The following is a 16,765-nucleotide window of genomic DNA, read 5'->3' as shown; positions in this document are numbered from 1 at the left end:
CGGCGGGGCGTCAGCCGCGGAGGAACGGGTCGAGGAATCCGTTGACGATCGTCTGGCTCGCGCGAGCGCCGTAGTTGTCGACCGTGACCTGGCTGATCGCCGCATAGGCGTTCTCGCGCAGCACGACCGGCGGCAGCGGCTGCCATCCGTTGCCCGACCGTGCGACGACGGTCACGTAGGCCACTGAGTCCCTGGGCGCCAGCCAGATGCCGAAGGTGACCTGTCCGCTCTTGGCCGCGGGCACGGGGAGGTACACGCGCGGGTCGCCGGTGCGGAACTGCTCGAGCAGGGCGGCGGCATCCTGCGGGACGACGTGCGCGTACGCGTTCACGCTCTGCTTCACCCGCGAGCCGGTCTCGACGCGCTCCCATCGGTACGACCAGGCCGTCAGCCAGACGATGCCGCCGATGAGCGCCGCGGCACTGAACAGCACGAGCGTGGGTGCCACGAGGCCGCGCAGTCCCGAACGCCGCCCGTCGTAGTCCGACGACATCGCGACGATGGCGTCGTACTGCGTCAGCGAGACGACGAGTCCGATGATCCCGGCGAGGATGAACATCGCCGCGGTGATCATGAGGCCCCTGGAGCGCACGCGGCGCAGCTCCTGGGGGATGGTCGTCAGTGGCCGTTCAAGGTGTTCCATGGGCATCCTTCGGTTCGTCGACCGGCCATTTGCGGTCGATCATCGGCCCCTTCCACTCGAAGTAGCCGAAGACCGAGGTGAATGTGCCGGTCGGCACTCCTCGTCGCGAGGCCTCGTCGACGAGGACCCGGGCTGCCTGATGCGCGGCCGCATCCTCGATCACGGAGTCGAGCATCAACGGGATCAGGCCGCGTCGCGCGCCGTCGAACTCGTCGAAGAGCGTGACCCGTTCGGCGCCGCGATCGCCGCCGAACGCGCGCTTGAGGGCGACACCGTCGCGCACGCCGATCTCGCAGAGCAGCGTGCCGTTGCCGGCCTTCAGCGCGGCGGTGGCGAGCGGGCCCGACAGGGGGAGCCGCTGCATCCGGGCCGACCGCGCATGGTCGTCGAGAACCCCGACCAGGACCATGTCGTGCCATGCGATGAGCGGGGCTCCGGCCATGCGGACCCCCTCATCGGTGATCGTCAGCGCGACGTCGGTGCCGGTCACGAGAAGCATGAGGGCGCGTCGCCGTCGCAGTGCCATGACGGTCGAGATGAGACAGGCGCCGGCGCCCAGCGTGGCGACGATGAGCGTGAACCAGCCCATGCCCGAGACGATGGCGAAGACGAGCCCGGCGGTGACGAGGCATCCGAGTACGACGCTGACGAGGACGATGCCAGAATTCCAGCGGCCGACGGTGTCGACCTTGGCGCGGTCGACGGATGCCTCGAAGATCGGCTCGGCCATCGGTGCCCTCTCGCATTCTGATCGGGCCGGCGGCCGGCTCCGAGCGTGGACAGCCTATCGCCCGGACGTCCTGTCCGGCGCCGGTCGGCAGCTCGTCGATGACGGCAACGGAATCCAGATCTTCGAGACTGCCGGGGGTAGTCGCGAGATCCCGTGCAGCGGGTTCCACGTACCCCCGGCGCCGGAACCGTTGGAATGGCGGCCCGAGATCGTCGCCTTCGAGGCGCTCTCGTCCGAGCAGCGCGACCTCGCCGCAACGGCGCCGCGCTCTTCGAGCAGCTCGCGCGCGACGCGGGCCCGGTGGAGGGGGCCGACTCAACGTCGACACGGCGAGATGCCGCTCCGCGTTCCCGCGACCCGGACAGCGCACGGGTGACGCGGATTGGCTGGAACATCCGCGTGCGGCGTACGCTCGAACGCATGGACCCGCGTCGCACGGCCTGGATCGTGGCCGCCTTCGCCGCGGCGCTCGATCTCGCCCTCGTCGTCTGCGCGTACGGGTTCGTCAGCCTGTTCACGGGTGTCGAGGTGGTCGTCGACCCCGAGGCCGGGCTCTTCGTGGCTCCGGCCGCGATCGGGGCATCCGTCGTCGCCCTGCTGCTCACCCTCGCCGTCACACTCCGGCGGCCAGACCGCATCTGGTCGAGCGTGCTGTTCTCGGCGTTGTGGACGTGGCTCGCCTTCGTCGTCGTCTCGGTCATCGGCTACGCCCTCGCGAGCGAGGGCAGCACCCTGCTCGCCGCGCTGCTGTTCGGCCTCGGCTTCGGCATCGGCTGGTTCGGTCTCCTCATTCCCGCGCTCGCCGCGGTGACGGCCGCCTTCGCCGTGCTCGTGGCGCGTGGTCGCGACTCCGGCATGGAGCGCCCGCGGTGGCCGTGGGAGCGCGACGAAGACGAGTGAGAGGCTCGTCGGCGCGCCATCCGCTCGCCGTTCTGCGACGTGGACTGCGCGGCGGCAGTATCGTGAACCTGATGCAGGGTTCGATCGAGGCGCGCGTGAGTCACGAGGTCGACCGGTGGCTGGCATGGCTGCCCCGGTGGCGACCCGGGACGCACCGCGCGCGCGTGCGCCTCTGCACGCGGTGCTTCGGCTCGCCGATCCTCGCGGCTGCGGGGCTCGACGTCGATGTGCCGCACCCGGTGCAGCACGCCTTCTCGATGCGAATGAAGGGGGTCATCGACCTGGCGGTCGACGACTACACGGCGCGCAACCTGCCGATGCTGCACCGCGAGATCCGGCTCGCCGAGGAACGCAAGGCCCGCCGGCCCTACCGCGCCGGTGAGGGCCTCGAGCCCGAGTTCCTGGGCCTCGACGTCGACCCCGAGCCCGTCCCCGACCAGCCGTTCCTCTTCACCCTCTCAGGCCTGGAAGCGGATGCCGCGGCCGAAGCCGCCGAACCGGCTCCGCGCCCGTTCACGCCTGAGGAGAAGGAGGCGCTCCGCGAGGAGGTGCGCCTCGCCGACGATTTCGCCAAGCAGCTCGGCCGCCGCATCTGCGTCGAGCTGGCGCAGCACCGCTACCGCATCGGCAACGCCGTCGAGCGTCTCGTCGAGCCGCAGATCGAGGACCTGCTCGCTGATCTCGACCGCGAACTCGACTCGCCCGGCTGGCCGAGCTGACCGACGGTGGGGGAGTGGACGACCCACCGCGATCGCGGCAGAAGAGTGGGCATCCCATGAAGTTCCGGGATGAGTACTTCTCGCGCGAGCAACGGTATTCCCTCGGCCTCGAAGAGGAATCCGGTCGGTACTTCTCGTCGTTCCCGGTGAGCAACGGCGTCGTCGACTATGCGGAGTACTACGAGCTCACGGGTGAGCAGTATGCGACGTTCCTCGCGAACCCCACCGAGGCGCTCGCGTTCGTCGACGAGTGCCGTGCTCATGAACACGATGACCTCCTGCTGCAGCAACCGGGCCGGAACCGAGGCACTCCGATCTGAGTGACGTCGACAACCGAATCGAGTCAGGGGAGGATCCGACGATGAATGAGGCACGCCAGGCGCTCGCGCAGTACTTCGTCGAGCACCCGCCCGCGATCTCGGGCGACCTCTTCATCGCCGATGAGTGGTTCGAGGACGAGCAGGACTACCTGCCGGTCTGGGGCTCGCGGCAGTTCCACCTCGACGGTGTCGAGGCATTCGCCCGCTGGGACAATCTCGCGATCTTCATCGACAAGCGCACAGGCGAGGTTCGTCAGGAGTTCCGCACTCCGAATATCGTGAAGATCAGCAGCATGACGCCCGTCGTCGTGACGGAATGAGGAAGATCGTGCTCGAGAGACCAACCCGGACCTTCATCGCGGAGGCCTGCGGGCTCCCGCCGCACGGCGAGGCGACCAACTGATGCTGGGTGCCGAGACGATGCGCTTCGTCGATGAGGCGACGGCACTGTCGCCGACGGATCTCGAAGCGGCGTTCGATCGCCAGGTCGACCTGTGGACCGAGGGCGGCAAGGAGGCGAGCGAAGCGGCGGGGCCGTCCGCGAGCGCGAACTCCGAGCTCGATCATCGGATTCGAGGAGCGCTCCTTCCCCGCGCCGACGAACTCGACGAACTCCCCTTCGGGCTCCACTCGGATGCCCAAACGGTGATCTCCACGGCGGCGCGAGCGATCCTGACACGCCACCGCCTGACCCCTGAGCAGTACACGGTGCTGGTCACCCCGTTCGTCGAGCTCGGCCTCGACATCCCTGTTCGCGCCCCAGGCCGGCCGGCCTGACCGGAGAATGGGGGAGCGGACGACCCGCTGCATCCGCCGTCATTTGACCGCGAGGTTACGGCGCATTACCATTGATCGGGTGTGCGCGTTGTCGCGCGCTCGAATCGTGCCTGCAAGACCGGTGCGAGACGGGCCGAGATGATTCGCACGCATCGGGCGATTCGCCCCCACGGCATACCCACCAACCAAGGCGCTGCAACTCTGCGGTGCCGGTGGGTCGTGATGTGAATTCCATCAAACGCTGTCACCGTGCAGCACCAACAAGGAGAAGCAGTGCCAACCATTCAGCAGTTGGTCCGCAAGGGCCGCTCGCCGAAGGTCACCAAGACCAAGGCTCCCGCCCTGAAGGCGAACCCCCAGCAGCGCGGCGTGTGCACGCGTGTGTACACCACCACCCCGAAGAAGCCGAACTCCGCGCTCCGCAAGGTCGCTCGTGTGAAGCTCTCCAACGGCACCGAGGTCACCGCCTACATCCCCGGTGAGGGCCACAACCTCCAGGAGCACTCGATGGTGCTCATCCGTGGTGGTCGTGTCAAGGACCTCCCCGGTGTGCGCTACAAGATCGTCCGCGGCGCGCTCGACACGCAGGCCGTGAAGAACCGCAAGCAGGGCCGCAGCAAGTACGGCGCGAAGATGGAGAAGAAGTAATGCCTCGTAAGGGACCCGCTCCGAAGCGCCCCGTCGTCGCCGACCCCGTCTACGGGTCGCCCGTCGTCAGCCAGCTCGTCAACAAGATCCTCGTGGACGGCAAGAAGGACCTCGCGCAGCGCATCGTCTACGAAGCGCTCTCGAACGTCGCCGAGAAGAACGGCCAGGACGCCGTCGCCACCCTGAAGAAGGCGCTCGACAACGTGCGCCCGACCCTCGAGGTGCGCTCGCGCCGCGTCGGCGGTTCGACCTACCAGGTCCCCGTCGAGGTCAAGCCCCACCGCGCCAACACCCTGGCACTGCGCTGGCTCACCAGCTACGCCAAGGCTCGTCGCGAGAAGACGATGACCGAGCGTCTCACCAACGAGATCCTCGACGCCTCGAACGGCCTGGGTGCCGCGGTCAAGCGCCGCGAAGACACCCACAAGATGGCCGAGTCGAACCGCGCCTTCGCCCACTACCGCTGGTAGCAGGCAGAGCGGATGCCGCGGCCGCGGCTCGCGGCATCCGCTCCCACTCCCTTTCCCTTCCTGAATCTCCGGAGGAACCCCCGTGGCACAAGACGTGCTCACCGACCTGAACAAGGTCCGCAACATCGGCATCATGGCGCACATCGATGCCGGCAAGACCACCACGACCGAGCGCATCCTGTTCTACACGGGCGTCAACCACAAGATCGGCGAGACCCACGACGGCGCCTCGACGACCGACTGGATGGAGCAGGAGAAGGAACGCGGCATCACGATCACGTCTGCCGCCGTGACCTGCTACTGGAACAAGAACCAGATCAACATCATCGACACCCCCGGCCACGTGGACTTCACGGTCGAGGTCGAGCGCTCGCTCCGCGTGCTCGATGGTGCGGTCGCCGTCTTCGACGGCAAGGAGGGCGTCGAGCCCCAGTCCGAGACCGTCTGGCGCCAGGCCGACAAGTACGACGTCCCGCGCATCTGCTTCGTCAACAAGATGGACAAGCTGGGCGCCGACTTCTACTTCACGGTCGACACCATCATCAGCCGCCTCGGCGCGAAGCCCCTCGTGCTGCAGCTCCCGATCGGTTCGGAGTCCTCGTTCGAGGGCGTCGTCGACCTGGTCGAGATGCGTGCACTCACGTGGCGCGGCGACGCCAAGGGTGACGTCAAGATGGGCGCCGAGTACGCCATCGAGGAGATCCCCGCCGACCTCGTCGACAAGGCCGCCGAGTACCGCACCGCGCTGCTCGAGGTCGTCGCCGAGACGAGCGACGAGCTCATGGAGAAGTACTTCGGCGGCGAAGAGCTGACCGTGGCCGAGATCAAGGCCGCGATCCGCAAGCTCACCGTCAACTCCGAGATCTACCCAGTGCTCTGCGGTTCGGCGTTCAAGAACCGCGGTGTGCAGCCCATGCTCGACGCCGTCATCGACTACCTCCCGTCGCCGCTCGACGTGCCCGCCATCGAGGCGCACGACGCTCGCGACGAAGAGAAGATCGTCATGCGTCACGCCGACGCCTCGGAGCCGTTCACGGCTCTCGCGTTCAAGGTCGCGGTGCACCCGTTCTTCGGTCGCCTCACCTACGTGCGCGTCTACTCCGGTCGCCTCGACAGCGGCGCCCAGGTCGTCAACTCGACCAAGGGCAAGAAGGAGCGCATCGGCAAGATCTTCCAGATGCACGCCAACAAGGAGATCCCGATCGACTCGGTGACCGCCGGCAACATCTACGCGGTGATCGGCCTGAAGGACACCACCACCGGTGACACCCTCTGCGACCCGAACAACCAGGTCGTCCTCGAGTCGATGACCTTCCCCGAGCCCGTCATCGAGGTCGCCATCGAGCCGAAGACCAAGGCCGACCAGGAGAAGCTCGGCACGGCGATCCAGAAGCTCGCCGAAGAGGACCCGACCTTCCGTACGGAGCAGAACCAGGAGACCGGTCAGACGGTCATCAAGGGCATGGGCGAGCTCCACCTCGACATCCTGGTCGACCGCATGAAGCGCGAGTTCAACGTCGAGGCCAACGTGGGCAAGCCCCAGGTCGCGTACCGCGAGACGATCAAGCGCGCGGTCGAGAAGCACGACTACACCCACAAGAAGCAGACCGGTGGTTCCGGCCAGTTCGCGAAGATCCAGTTCGCGATCGAGCCGCTCGAGATCGAAGGCGACAAGATCTACGAGTTCGAGAACAAGGTCACCGGTGGCCGCATCCCGCGCGAGTACATCCCCTCGATCGATGCCGGCTTCCGCGATGCCATGCAGTACGGCATCCTCGCCGGTTACCCGATGGTCGGCGTCAAGGCGTCGATCCTCGACGGTGCCGCCCACGACGTCGACTCCTCGGAGATGGCGTTCAAGATCGCCGGCTCGATGGGCTTCAAGGAAGCCGCTCGCAAGGCGAACCCCGTTCTGCTCGAACCGCTGATGTCCGTCGAAGTCCGTACTCCCGAGGAGTACATGGGCGACGTCATCGGCGACCTGAACTCGCGTCGCGGTCAGATCCAGTCCATGGAGGATGCCGCAGGCGTGAAGGTCGTGCGTGCGCACGTCCCGCTCTCGGAGATGTTCGGTTACATCGGCGACCTTCGGTCGAAGACCTCTGGTCGCGCGGTGTACTCGATGGAGTTCCAGAGCTACGCGGAGGTCCCGAAGGCTGTGGCCGACGAGATCGTCCAGAAGAACAAGGGCGAATAGTCCGATACGCACGAACCTTCCGGTTCGCGTAACATATCAACACAACCCCCGTAGACCTCCGGTCGCAATCCAGCGCCCGGCGGTTCTACACGAGTCCTGAGGAGGACCCACAGTGGCTAAGGCCAAGTTCGAGCGGACCAAGCCGCACGTCAACATCGGAACGATCGGTCACGTCGACCACGGCAAGACCACGCTCACCGCAGCGATCTCGAAGGTGCTCGCCGACAAGTACCCGTCGGCCACCAACGTGCAGCGCGACTTCGCGTCGATCGACTCCGCTCCCGAAGAGCGCCAGCGCGGCATCACGATCAACATCTCGCACGTCGAGTACGAGACGCCGAAGCGCCACTACGCGCACGTCGACGCCCCGGGTCACGCCGACTACATCAAGAACATGATCACCGGTGCGGCTCAGATGGACGGCGCGATCCTCGTGGTCGCGGCGACCGACGGCCCGATGGCGCAGACGCGCGAGCACGTGCTGCTCGCCAAGCAGGTCGGCGTGCCGTACCTGCTCGTCGCGCTCAACAAGTCCGACATGGTCGACGACGAGGAGATCCTGGAGCTCGTCGAGCTCGAGGTTCGCGAACTGCTCTCGAGCCAGGGCTTCGACGGCGACAACGCTCCCGTCGTGCAGGTCTCGGGCCTCAAGGCCCTCGAAGGCGACGAGAAGTGGGTCCAGTCGGTCCTCGACCTCATGACCGCCGTCGACGAGTCGATCCCCGACCCCGTGCGCGACAAGGACAAGCCCTTCCTCATGCCGGTCGAGGACGTCTTCACGATCACCGGTCGTGGAACCGTCGTCACGGGCCGCGCCGAGCGTGGCACGCTGAAGATCAACTCCGAGGTCGAGATCGTCGGCATCCGCCCGACGCAGAAGACCACCGTCACCGGTATCGAGATGTTCCACAAGCAGCTCGACGAGGCATGGGCCGGCGAGAACTGCGGTCTGCTCCTTCGCGGCACCAAGCGCGAAGACGTGGAGCGCGGCCAGGTCGTCGTCGCACCCGGCTCGGTCACCCCGCACACGAACTTCGAGGGCACCGCGTACATCCTCTCCAAGGAGGAAGGCGGGCGTCACAACCCGTTCTACGCGAACTACCGTCCGCAGTTCTACTTCCGCACCACCGACGTCACCGGCGTCATCACGCTGCCCGAGGGCACCGAGATGGTCATGCCCGGCGACACCACCGACATGACCGTTGAGCTGATCCAGCCCATCGCCATGGAAGAGGGCCTCGGCTTCGCCATCCGTGAGGGTGGCCGCACCGTGGGTGCCGGAACGGTCACCAAGATCGTCAAGTAGGTTCTCCTACTGATCGCCGACAGGGGTCGGGCCTTCGGGTCCGGCCCCTTTCGCGTACCCGGGCAGGGTCGGGACTGTTGCATCCGGTCGGGTCCGGCCCCTTTCGCGTATCCGCCGGGGGCCGCGAGCGCAACCCCTTCCCAGCGCGGACCGAGGGTTCTACGCTGAGAAAGATGGCAGCTTCCCCCACGCCATTCGTTCGATCGACGGTTCGCCCAGAGATCCAGGCTCTTCGGGCGCTCGCCGTCGGAGCAGTCGTGCTCCATCACGGCTGGCCCGCCGTCGCGCCGGCCGGCTACATGGGAGTCGACGTGTTCTTCGTCGTCTCCGGCTTCCTGATCACCGGGCTGTTGCTCCGCGATGCGGAGCAACGGGGGCGCATCTCGCTCCGCACCTTCTACCTCCGGCGGGCCCGGCGCATCCTCCCGGCTGCCGTCACCGTGCTCGCCGTGGTCTCGGTGCTCACGATCCTGCTCGTGCCCCAGCGCGAATGGCGATCCTGGTTCAGGGAGATCGTCGCGAGCACGCTCTACTACGAGAATTGGCAGCTCGCGGTCGACTCCCAGATCCCGCGACGGGCCGATCTCGAGTCGACCCCGGTGCAGCACTTCTGGTCGCTCTCGGTCGAGGAGCAGTTCTACCTGTTCTGGCCGCTGCTGCTGATCGTCGCCATCTGGTTCGCGGCGCGCAGGGGAGTCGGCTCTCGACGAGTGCTCCTGCTCCTGCTCGGCGCGGTGACGGTGGCGTCGTTCGTGCACTGCATCGTGCTGACAGCGCAGGATCCCGATCTCGCCTACTTCTCCACGTTCACGCGCACGTGGGAGTTCGGCGTGGGCGGCCTCCTCGCGCTCGTCGCCGCGACACCGCTTCGCGGGCACGAGGGGGTGCGCTCCGTCGTGGCGCTCGCCGGGCTCGTGCTCATCGCCGTGCCGATCGTCACGTTCCGCTCGCCCGACCTGTTCCCCGGCGCGATCGTGCTGGTGCCCGTCGTCGGTACGCTCGCGGTGATCTGGGCCGGCATGCCGCAGCTCGCATGGTCCCCGGCCAGGCTCGCCGCGCTGCGGCCGGTGCAATGGATGGGCGACGTGTCGTACTCGCTCTACCTGTGGCACTGGCCGATCTTCATGTTCGTGCCGTACCTGACCGGAATGCCGAGCCCGCCCTGGCTCATGGTGCTGCTCGTCGCGCTCTCGTTCCTCGTGGCCGGCCTCTCGAAGCGGTACATCGAGGACCCGTTCCGCACTCCCACGAACGGGCTGCGCGCCCGCCCGGCGGTCGTGATCGGCGCGCTGGCCGGAGTCATCGCCCTCGTCGTCGGCGCCGGTGTGGTCGCTCCGAGCGTCGCGGCCGAGCGGAATGTCGCCTGCTCGCGCAGCGACAGGGACTGACGCTCCGACCCCGATCGAGGAGCATCAGACGGTTGTGCCGTCGATCGTCGTCTCGAGATCGATGCTGCCGTGCACGCTGCGGGCGACGGTGCACGAGCGGTCGATCGCCTTGACCATGACGTCGATGAGCTTCGTGCGCTCGGCCTCGTCGAGCGAGGAGAGGTCGAGCAGAAGCTCCTCGTCGACGCGCGAGTACCGGTTGTCGGAGTCGGAGGTGCCGTGAGCCCATACCGTCATCTCGAAGTCGTCGCCGAGGCGCCGAGCGGCGACCCGGTCGGCGCTCATGCCGGCGCAGCCCGCGAGGGCGAGCTTCAGCAATTCGCCTGGCGTGAAGTGCCCCTCAGCCTCCGCCGGGCCGATCAGGACCGTCGACCCGCGTTCGTTCATGCCCTCGAAGGTGCGTTCCCCGGTGCGGGTGACCGTGACGCTGCCCGGTCCGATGCGGTCGCTCACCTGATGCGCGTGCTCGGTCATGTACGCCTCCAGCCTGGTCGTCACGTCGATTCCATCACGGATGTCACGAGCTCGGGACGCTCTCGTCTGCGACATCCCTGTGAACCGAGCCGAGCGCGACACGCCCGGGTTGCACGAAGGGCCTCATTGTGGCAAACTCGTTGAGTTCAACATTTCGAACGCGTGCACTCGTGCGCGCTGATCGGATCACTGTCAGGCAGTGCATAACCACCCGGCTCACCTCGTTCCAACGGGGCTCACGCAGGGGTCAGGTTAGGCCGCAGGCAGGAGAACAGACAATCCGACACACACAACGCCATGGGCGACCATGTCTGCGTGCGCGCCGGTGGGCTCGAAGGTCGAGCGTGTCGAGAGCACCGCCCCGGTATCGCCGGGCGGGTGGTTTCGACAGGCTCGATCACCGGCCTTTGACAGAAGAACAGTGGTGCTTCACACGGAGTAGCTACGCGGCGTCCGATGCCCTCGGAAGGGGTAAGACGCCTTGACAGAGAGAGAGTCAGCAATGGCGGGACAGAAGATCCGCATTCGACTGAAGTCGTATGACCACGAGGTCATCGACACCTCGGCACGCAAGATCGTCGACACGGTGACCCGCGCGGGTGCCACGGTCGTCGGTCCGGTGCCGCTTCCGACGGAGAAGAACGTGGTGTGCGTCATCCGCTCGCCCCACAAGTACAAGGACAGCCGCGAGCACTTCGAGATGCGCACCCACAAGCGCCTCATCGACATCGTGGACCCGACGCCCAAGGCCGTCGACTCGCTCATGCGACTCGACCTGCCGGCCGACGTCAACATCGAGATCAAGCTCTGAGGTAACAGATGTCTTCCGCTACCAAGAACGTGAAGGGTCTGCTCGGCACCAAGCTCGGCATGACCCAGGTGTGGGACGAGAACAACAAGCTCGTGCCCGTGACCGTCATCGAGATCGCTCCCAACGTGGTCACCCAGCTCCGCACCGTCGAGAACGACGGCTACGAGGCTGTGCAGATCGCTGCAGGCGCCATCGACCCGCGCAAGGTCAACCAGCCCGCGACCGGCCACTTCGCCGCCGCAGGCGTGACCCCCCGTCGCCACCTGACCGAGGTCCGCACCGCGGACGCCGCGTCGTACTCCCTCGGCCAGGAGCTCCCCGTCGAGGGTGCCTTCGAGGCCGGCCAGCTCGTCGACGTCGTCGGCACGAGCAAGGGCAAGGGCTTCGCGGGTGTCATGAAGCGCCACAACTTCAAGGGTGTCTCCGCTTCGCACGGTTCGCACCGCAACCACCGCAAGCCCGGTTCCATCGGTGCCTCGTCGACGCCCAGCCGCGTCTTCAAGGGCATGCGCATGGCCGGCCGCATGGGTGGCGAGCGCGTGACCGTGCTCAACCTCCGCGTGCACGCCGTCGACGCCGAGAAGGGCCTGCTGCTCGTCAAGGGCGCGGTTCCCGGTGCTCGCGGCCGTCTCGTTTTCGTCCGCAACGCAGTGAAGGGGGCGTAGTCCATGGCTACCGCCAACACCATTGACGTGCTCGACGCGACCGGCAAGAAGTCCGGCTCGGTCGAGCTGCCCGCCGAACTCTTCGACGTGCAGACCAACGTCCCGCTCATCCACCAGGTCGTCGTCGCCCAGCTCGCAGCAGCGCGCCAGGGCACGCACAAGACCAAGACCCGCGGCGAGGTTTCCGGCGCCGGTCGCAAGCCGTTCAAGCAGAAGGGCACCGGCCGCGCCCGTCAGGGTTCGATCCGCGCTCCTCAGATGACCGGCGGTGGCATCGTTCACGGCCCGCAGCCGCGCGACTACTCGCAGCGCACGCCCAAGAAGATGATCGCAGCGGCCCTCCTCGGCTCGCTCTCCGACCGCGCTCGCGGCGGCCGCGTCCACGCGGTCACGGCCTTCACGGCCAGCGAGACGCCGAAGACCAAGGAAGCCGTCTCGCTCCTCGCAGCGATCGCTCCGGCCAAGCGCTTCCTCGTCGTGCTCACGCACGGTGAAGAGCTCTCGCAGCGCGCGGTTCGGAACATCCCGACCGTGCACGTGCTGCGCGTCGACCAGCTGAACGCCTACGACGTGCTCGTCTCGGACGACATCGTCTTCAGCACCGCTGCCCTCGAGTCCTTCGTGGCCTCGAAGACGGCGAAGAAGGAAGAGGTCTCGGCATGACCGCCGCCGCGAACAACAAGGACCCGCGCGACATCATCATCGCGCCCGTCGTCTCGGAGAAGAGCTACGGCCTGATCGACGAGGGCAAGTACACGTTCATCGTGGACCCCCGCTCGAACAAGACCGAGATCAAGCTCGCCATCGAGAAGATCTTCAACGTCCAGGTGGCGTCGATCAATACCCTGAACCGCCAGGGCAAGACCCGCCGTACCCGGTTCGGCATGGGCAAGCGCAAGGACACCAAGCGCGCGATCGTCACCCTCAAGTCCGGCTCGATCGACATCTTCACGGCTGTCGGCTAGGGAGCAGAGGAATAAGAATGGCTATTCGTAAGTACAAGCCCACGACTCCTGGTCGTCGCGGTTCGTCGGTCGCCGACTTCGCGGAGATCACTCGCTCCACGCCTGAGAAGTCGCTGCTCCGCCCGCTGCCGAAGACCGGTGGTCGCAACAACCAGGGCCGCATCACGACGCGTCACATCGGTGGTGGCCACAAGCGCCAGTACCGCGTGATCGACTTCAAGCGCAACGACAAGGACGGCGTCAACGCCAAGGTCGCTCACATCGAGTACGACCCCAACCGCACCGCGCGCATCGCGCTGCTGCACTTCGTCGACGGCACCAAGCGCTACATCCTGGCTCCGAACAAGCTCTCGCAGGGCGACATCGTCGAGTCGGGTCCCGGCGCCGACATCAAGCCCGGCAACAACCTGCCGCTGAAGAACATCCCCACCGGTACCGTGGTGCACGCCATCGAGCTGCGCCCCGGCGGCGGTGCCAAGATGGCACGCTCGGCCGGAGCATCCGTTCGCCTCGTTGCGAAGGACGGCCCCTACGCCCAGCTGCGCCTGCCCTCGGGCGAGATCCGCAACGTCGACGCGCGCTGCCGCGCGACCGTCGGCGAGGTCGGCAACGCCGAGCAGTCGAACATCAACTGGGGCAAGGCCGGCCGCATGCGCTGGAAGGGCGTCCGCCCGACCGTGCGTGGTGTCGCCATGAACCCGGTCGACCACCCGCACGGTGGTGGCGAGGGCAAGACGTCCGGTGGACGTCACCCCGTCAGCCCCTGGGGCCAGAAGGAAGGCCGCACGCGCAAGCGCGACCTCCCCAGCGACAAGCTCATCGTTCGCCGCCGTAACGTCGGCAAGAAGCGCAAGTAGGAGTTGTAGAAGATGCCACGCAGTCTGAAGAAGGGCCCCTTCGTCGATGACCACCTGCTTCGCAAGGTGATCACGGCGAACGAGGCCGGCAGCAAGAACGTCATCAAGACCTGGTCGCGCCGTTCGATGATCATCCCGGCAATGCTGGGTCACACCATCGCGGTGCACGACGGTCGCAAGCACATCCCGGTGTTCGTCACCGAGACCATGGTGGGTCACAAGCTCGGCGAGTTCGCCCCCACCCGCACCTTCCGTGGACACGTGAAGGACGACAAGAAGGGCCGTCGCCGCTAAGCGGTGACGTGAAGGAGGAGAAGAAATGGTGGAGTCGATCGCACGCGTGCGACACATCCGCGTCACCCCCATGAAGGCCCGCCGCGTCGTCAACATGATCCGCGGCCGCCAGGCACAGGAGGCACTCGCCATCCTGAAGTTCGCCCCCCAGGGTGCGAGCGAGCCGGTGTACAAGCTCGTCGCCTCGGCCATCGCGAACGCTCGCGTCAAGGCCGATGCCACGAACACCTACCTGGACGAGCAGGACCTCTACATCAGCCGCGCATTCGTCGATGAGGGCACCACCCTCAAGCGATTCCAGCCGCGTGCGCAGGGTCGTGCCTTCCGCATCAACAAGCGAACGAGCCACATCACCGTCGTGCTCGCCACGCCCGAGGAGGGTACGAAGTAATGGGTCAGAAAGTAAACCCGTACGGCTTCCGTCTCGGCATCACCACCGACCATGTGTCGCGGTGGTTCTCCGACTCGACGAAGCCCGGTCAGCGCTACGCCGACTACCTTGCAGAAGACATCAAGATCCGTCGACTGCTGCAGACGTCGCTCGACCGTGCCGGTGTCTCGCGCATCGAGATCGAGCGCACCCGCGACCGAGTCCGCGTGGACATCCACACGGCTCGTCCCGGCATCGTGATCGGCCGCCGCGGCGCCGAGGCCGAGCGCATCCGCGCCGACCTCGAGAAGCTCAGCGGCAAGCAGATCCAGCTGAACATCCTCGAGGTGAAGAACCCCGAGGCCGACGCTCAGCTCGTCGCTCAGGGCATCGCCGAGCAGCTCTCCGCTCGTGTGGCATTCCGCCGCGCGATGCGCAAGGGCCTGCAGGGTGCACAGCGCGCCGGCGCCAAGGGCGTCCGCATCCAGGTCTCCGGCCGCCTCGGCGGCGCCGAGATGAGCCGTTCGGAGTTCTACCGCGAAGGCCGTGTGCCCCTGCACACCCTCCGCGCGAACATCGACTACGGCTTCTACGAGGCGAAGACCACCTTCGGCCGCATCGGTGTGAAGGTCTGGATCTACAAGGGCGACATCACCAACAAGGAGCTCGCCCGCGAGCAGGCCAACCAGAAGTCGTCGCGCCCCGAGCGCAGTGACCGTCCCCGCCGTGCGCCCAAGGCGCAGGAGCCGGTGGCAGCAGGAGTTGAGGCATAACCATGTTGATTCCCCGTCGAGTCAAGTACCGCAAGCAGCACCACCCCGGCCGTTCGGGCCACGCCACCGGCGGCACGAAGGTCACCTTCGGTGAGTTCGGCATCCAGGCGTTGACCCCCGCTTACGTGACGAACCGTCAGATCGAGTCCGCTCGTATCGCAATGACGCGTCACATCAAGCGTGGCGGCAAGGTGTGGATCAACATCTACCCCGACCGTCCGCTCACGAAGAAGCCGGCCGAAACCCGCATGGGTTCCGGTAAGGGTTCGCCCGAGTGGTGGGTCGCGAACGTCAAGCCGGGTCGAGTCCTCTTCGAGGTCTCCGGCGTCTCCGAGGAACTCGCTCGTGAGGCCATGACCCGTGCCATCCACAAGCTGCCCCTCAAGGCACGCATCATCAAGCGCGAGGAGGGCGACGCATAATGGCCGTCGGCACCAAGGAGCTCAGCCCCGTCGAGCTCGACACCTTTGAAGACGAGCGACTCGTCGATGAGCTGAAGAAGGCCAAGGAAGAGCTGTTCAACCTGCGCTTCCAGTCGGCCACGGGTCAGCTCGAAAGCCACGGCCGCCTCCGGGCGGTCAAGCGCGACATCGCGCGCATCTACACGGTCATCCGCGAGCGCGAGCTCGGCATCCGGGCAACGCCCGCGCCGGTCGAAGTTCCGGTCAAGGCCGAGAAGAAGACGAAGAAGGCCAAGGCCGAGGCATCCGCTGATGCTGCAGCCGAGGTCGAAGAGACGAAGGAGGCCTGATCATGGCTGAGACCAAGAAGGCTTCGGCCGAGGTCGACACCGCGGCCGAGCTCGTCCGCGGCTACCGCAAGGTTCGTCGCGGCTACGTCGTCAGCGACAAGATGGACAAGACCATCGTCGTCGAGGTCGAGGACCGCGTGAAGCACCCGCTGTACGGCAAGGTTCTGCGCCGCACCTCGAAGGTCAAGGCTCACGACGAGCTGAACACCGCCGGCATCGGCGACCTCGTCGTGATCAGCGAGACCCGTCCCCTTTCCGCCACGAAGCGCTGGCGCCTCGTCGAGATCGTCGAGAAGGCCAAGTAAGCCCCGGGCTTACTTGAAAGAAGGAGATTCAAAGTGCTTCAGCAGGAATCACGAGTCAAGGTCGCCGACAACACCGGCGCCAAGGTGCTCCTCACGATCCGCGTGCTCGGTGGCTCGAAGCGCCGGTACGCCGGCCTCGGTGACACCATCGTCGCGACCGTCAAGGACGCGATCCCCGGCGGCAACGTCAAGAAGGGCGATGTGGTCAAGGCCGTCATCGTCCGCACCGTCAAGGAGACCCGTCGTCCCGACGGCTCCTACATCAAGTTCGACGAGAACGCCGCAGTGATCCTGAAGAACGATGGTGACCCCCGCGGCACCCGTATCTTCGGACCGGTCGGTCGCGAGCTCCGCGACAAGAAGTTCATGAAGATCATCTCGCTGGCACCGGAGGTTATCTAG

General features: G+C 66.5%; 25 protein-coding genes. 22 read left to right on the top strand and 3 right to left on the bottom strand.

Going from position 1 to position 16,765, the window contains the following annotated elements:
- Positions 1-10 precede the first annotated feature (10 nt).
- On the bottom strand, positions 11-643 hold the full coding sequence (locus ACFCVM_RS06465; RefSeq protein WP_375835199.1) for a hypothetical protein: 633 nt from the start codon (positions 641-643) through the stop codon (positions 11-13).
- Positions 630-1,373: a hypothetical protein gene (locus tag ACFCVM_RS06460; protein WP_375835198.1), complete on the bottom strand. Its 744-nt coding sequence runs from the start codon at positions 1,371-1,373 to the stop codon at positions 630-632. The genes ACFCVM_RS06465 and ACFCVM_RS06460 overlap by 14 nt, the downstream gene beginning before the upstream one ends.
- Positions 1,374-1,793: 420 nt before the next feature.
- Here ACFCVM_RS06460 and ACFCVM_RS06455 point away from each other — a divergent pair, with 420 nt between their 5' ends.
- The 10 genes from ACFCVM_RS06455 to ACFCVM_RS06410 all read left to right on the top strand — a co-directional run bounded on the left by ACFCVM_RS06455 (position 1,794) and on the right by ACFCVM_RS06410 (position 10,098).
- Complete coding sequence (locus ACFCVM_RS06455; protein WP_375835197.1) at positions 1,794-2,273, top strand: DUF6121 family protein; 480 nt, start codon at positions 1,794-1,796, stop codon at positions 2,271-2,273.
- Between the two features lie 71 nt (positions 2,274-2,344).
- Entirely contained in the window at positions 2,345-2,992 is a 648-nt protein-coding gene (locus ACFCVM_RS06450; protein WP_375835196.1) for a spermidine/putrescine ABC transporter substrate-binding protein, read from the top strand.
- 56 nt (positions 2,993-3,048) lie between these two features.
- A complete protein-coding gene (locus ACFCVM_RS06445; protein WP_375835194.1) occupies positions 3,049-3,312 on the top strand; it encodes a hypothetical protein in 264 nt (87 codons plus the stop codon).
- A gap of 41 nt (positions 3,313-3,353) precedes the next feature.
- Entirely contained in the window at positions 3,354-3,632 is a 279-nt protein-coding gene (locus ACFCVM_RS06440; RefSeq protein ID WP_375835193.1) for a hypothetical protein, read from the top strand.
- Between the two features lie 82 nt (positions 3,633-3,714).
- Positions 3,715-4,089: a hypothetical protein gene (locus ACFCVM_RS06435; RefSeq protein WP_375835192.1), complete on the top strand. Its 375-nt coding sequence runs from the start codon at positions 3,715-3,717 to the stop codon at positions 4,087-4,089.
- Positions 4,090-4,362: 273 nt separating this feature from the next.
- Positions 4,363-4,737, top strand: a complete 375-nt coding sequence (gene rpsL / locus ACFCVM_RS06430) for a 30S ribosomal protein S12 (protein WP_022893888.1) — start codon at positions 4,363-4,365, stop codon at positions 4,735-4,737.
- A complete protein-coding gene (rpsG, locus tag ACFCVM_RS06425; RefSeq protein ID WP_056010907.1) occupies positions 4,737-5,207 on the top strand; it encodes a 30S ribosomal protein S7 in 471 nt (156 codons plus the stop codon). The genes rpsL and rpsG overlap by 1 nt, the downstream gene beginning before the upstream one ends.
- An 82-nt stretch (positions 5,208-5,289) precedes the next feature.
- On the top strand, positions 5,290-7,404 hold the full coding sequence (gene fusA, locus ACFCVM_RS06420; protein ID WP_375835190.1) for an elongation factor G: 2,115 nt from the start codon (positions 5,290-5,292) through the stop codon (positions 7,402-7,404).
- Between the two features lie 112 nt (positions 7,405-7,516).
- Positions 7,517-8,710 carry an elongation factor Tu gene (gene tuf, locus ACFCVM_RS06415; protein WP_204458658.1) on the top strand — a complete coding sequence of 398 codons (1,194 nt, stop codon included), beginning with the start codon at positions 7,517-7,519 and terminating at the stop codon, positions 8,708-8,710.
- A 173-nt stretch (positions 8,711-8,883) separates the two neighbouring features.
- Complete coding sequence (locus tag ACFCVM_RS06410) at positions 8,884-10,098, top strand: acyltransferase family protein (protein ID WP_375835188.1); 1,215 nt, start codon at positions 8,884-8,886, stop codon at positions 10,096-10,098.
- A gap of 24 nt (positions 10,099-10,122) precedes the next feature.
- On the opposite strand, the gene ACFCVM_RS06405 is transcribed toward ACFCVM_RS06410, so the two are convergent.
- Complete coding sequence (locus ACFCVM_RS06405) at positions 10,123-10,596, bottom strand: OsmC family protein (RefSeq protein ID WP_375835186.1); 474 nt, start codon at positions 10,594-10,596, stop codon at positions 10,123-10,125.
- A gap of 478 nt (positions 10,597-11,074) precedes the next feature.
- Between ACFCVM_RS06405 and rpsJ the strand changes: the two genes are divergently transcribed.
- The 12 genes from rpsJ to rplN are packed head-to-tail and all read left to right on the top strand — an operon-like array spanning position 11,075 to position 16,765.
- Complete coding sequence (gene rpsJ, locus ACFCVM_RS06400; protein ID WP_017201594.1) at positions 11,075-11,383, top strand: 30S ribosomal protein S10; 309 nt, start codon at positions 11,075-11,077, stop codon at positions 11,381-11,383.
- Between the two features lie 8 nt (positions 11,384-11,391).
- Entirely contained in the window at positions 11,392-12,048 is a 657-nt protein-coding gene (gene rplC, locus ACFCVM_RS06395; RefSeq protein ID WP_332062636.1) for a 50S ribosomal protein L3, read from the top strand.
- Positions 12,049-12,051: 3 nt separating this feature from the next.
- Complete coding sequence (rplD, locus tag ACFCVM_RS06390) at positions 12,052-12,711, top strand: 50S ribosomal protein L4 (RefSeq protein ID WP_375835185.1); 660 nt, start codon at positions 12,052-12,054, stop codon at positions 12,709-12,711.
- Positions 12,708-13,013, top strand: a complete 306-nt coding sequence (rplW, locus tag ACFCVM_RS06385) for a 50S ribosomal protein L23 (protein ID WP_056010886.1) — start codon at positions 12,708-12,710, stop codon at positions 13,011-13,013. Before rplD ends, rplW begins: the two co-directional genes overlap by 4 nt.
- Before the next feature lie 17 nt (positions 13,014-13,030).
- Positions 13,031-13,870 (top strand): 50S ribosomal protein L2, encoded by an 840-nt coding sequence (gene rplB, locus ACFCVM_RS06380; protein WP_074260107.1) that lies wholly within the window; start codon positions 13,031-13,033, stop codon positions 13,868-13,870.
- A 12-nt stretch (positions 13,871-13,882) separates the two neighbouring features.
- Entirely contained in the window at positions 13,883-14,164 is a 282-nt protein-coding gene (rpsS, locus tag ACFCVM_RS06375; protein WP_056010880.1) for a 30S ribosomal protein S19, read from the top strand.
- Positions 14,165-14,189: 25 nt separating this feature from the next.
- Positions 14,190-14,555 carry a 50S ribosomal protein L22 gene (gene rplV / locus ACFCVM_RS06370; RefSeq protein ID WP_074260108.1) on the top strand — a complete coding sequence of 122 codons (366 nt, stop codon included), beginning with the start codon at positions 14,190-14,192 and terminating at the stop codon, positions 14,553-14,555.
- Complete coding sequence (gene rpsC / locus ACFCVM_RS06365) at positions 14,555-15,307, top strand: 30S ribosomal protein S3 (RefSeq protein WP_056010873.1); 753 nt, start codon at positions 14,555-14,557, stop codon at positions 15,305-15,307. Before rplV ends, rpsC begins: the two co-directional genes overlap by 1 nt.
- Positions 15,308-15,309: 2 nt before the next feature.
- Positions 15,310-15,729, top strand: coding sequence for a 50S ribosomal protein L16 (rplP, locus tag ACFCVM_RS06360; protein ID WP_056010870.1), 420 nt, complete (start codon positions 15,310-15,312; stop codon positions 15,727-15,729).
- Positions 15,729-16,058, top strand: a complete 330-nt coding sequence (gene rpmC / locus ACFCVM_RS06355) for a 50S ribosomal protein L29 (RefSeq protein WP_074260109.1) — start codon at positions 15,729-15,731, stop codon at positions 16,056-16,058. The genes rplP and rpmC overlap by 1 nt, the downstream gene beginning before the upstream one ends.
- Positions 16,059-16,060: 2 nt before the next feature.
- A complete protein-coding gene (gene rpsQ, locus ACFCVM_RS06350; RefSeq protein ID WP_375835182.1) occupies positions 16,061-16,363 on the top strand; it encodes a 30S ribosomal protein S17 in 303 nt (100 codons plus the stop codon).
- 33 nt (positions 16,364-16,396) lie between these two features.
- Positions 16,397-16,765, top strand: a complete 369-nt coding sequence (rplN, locus tag ACFCVM_RS06345) for a 50S ribosomal protein L14 (protein WP_056010861.1) — start codon at positions 16,397-16,399, stop codon at positions 16,763-16,765.

Source organism: Agromyces sp. NPDC056389 (assembly GCF_042262385.1).
Taxonomy (GTDB): Bacteria; Actinomycetota; Actinomycetes; order Actinomycetales; family Microbacteriaceae; genus Agromyces.
This window is presented reverse-complemented; position numbering and strand designations above follow the sequence as displayed.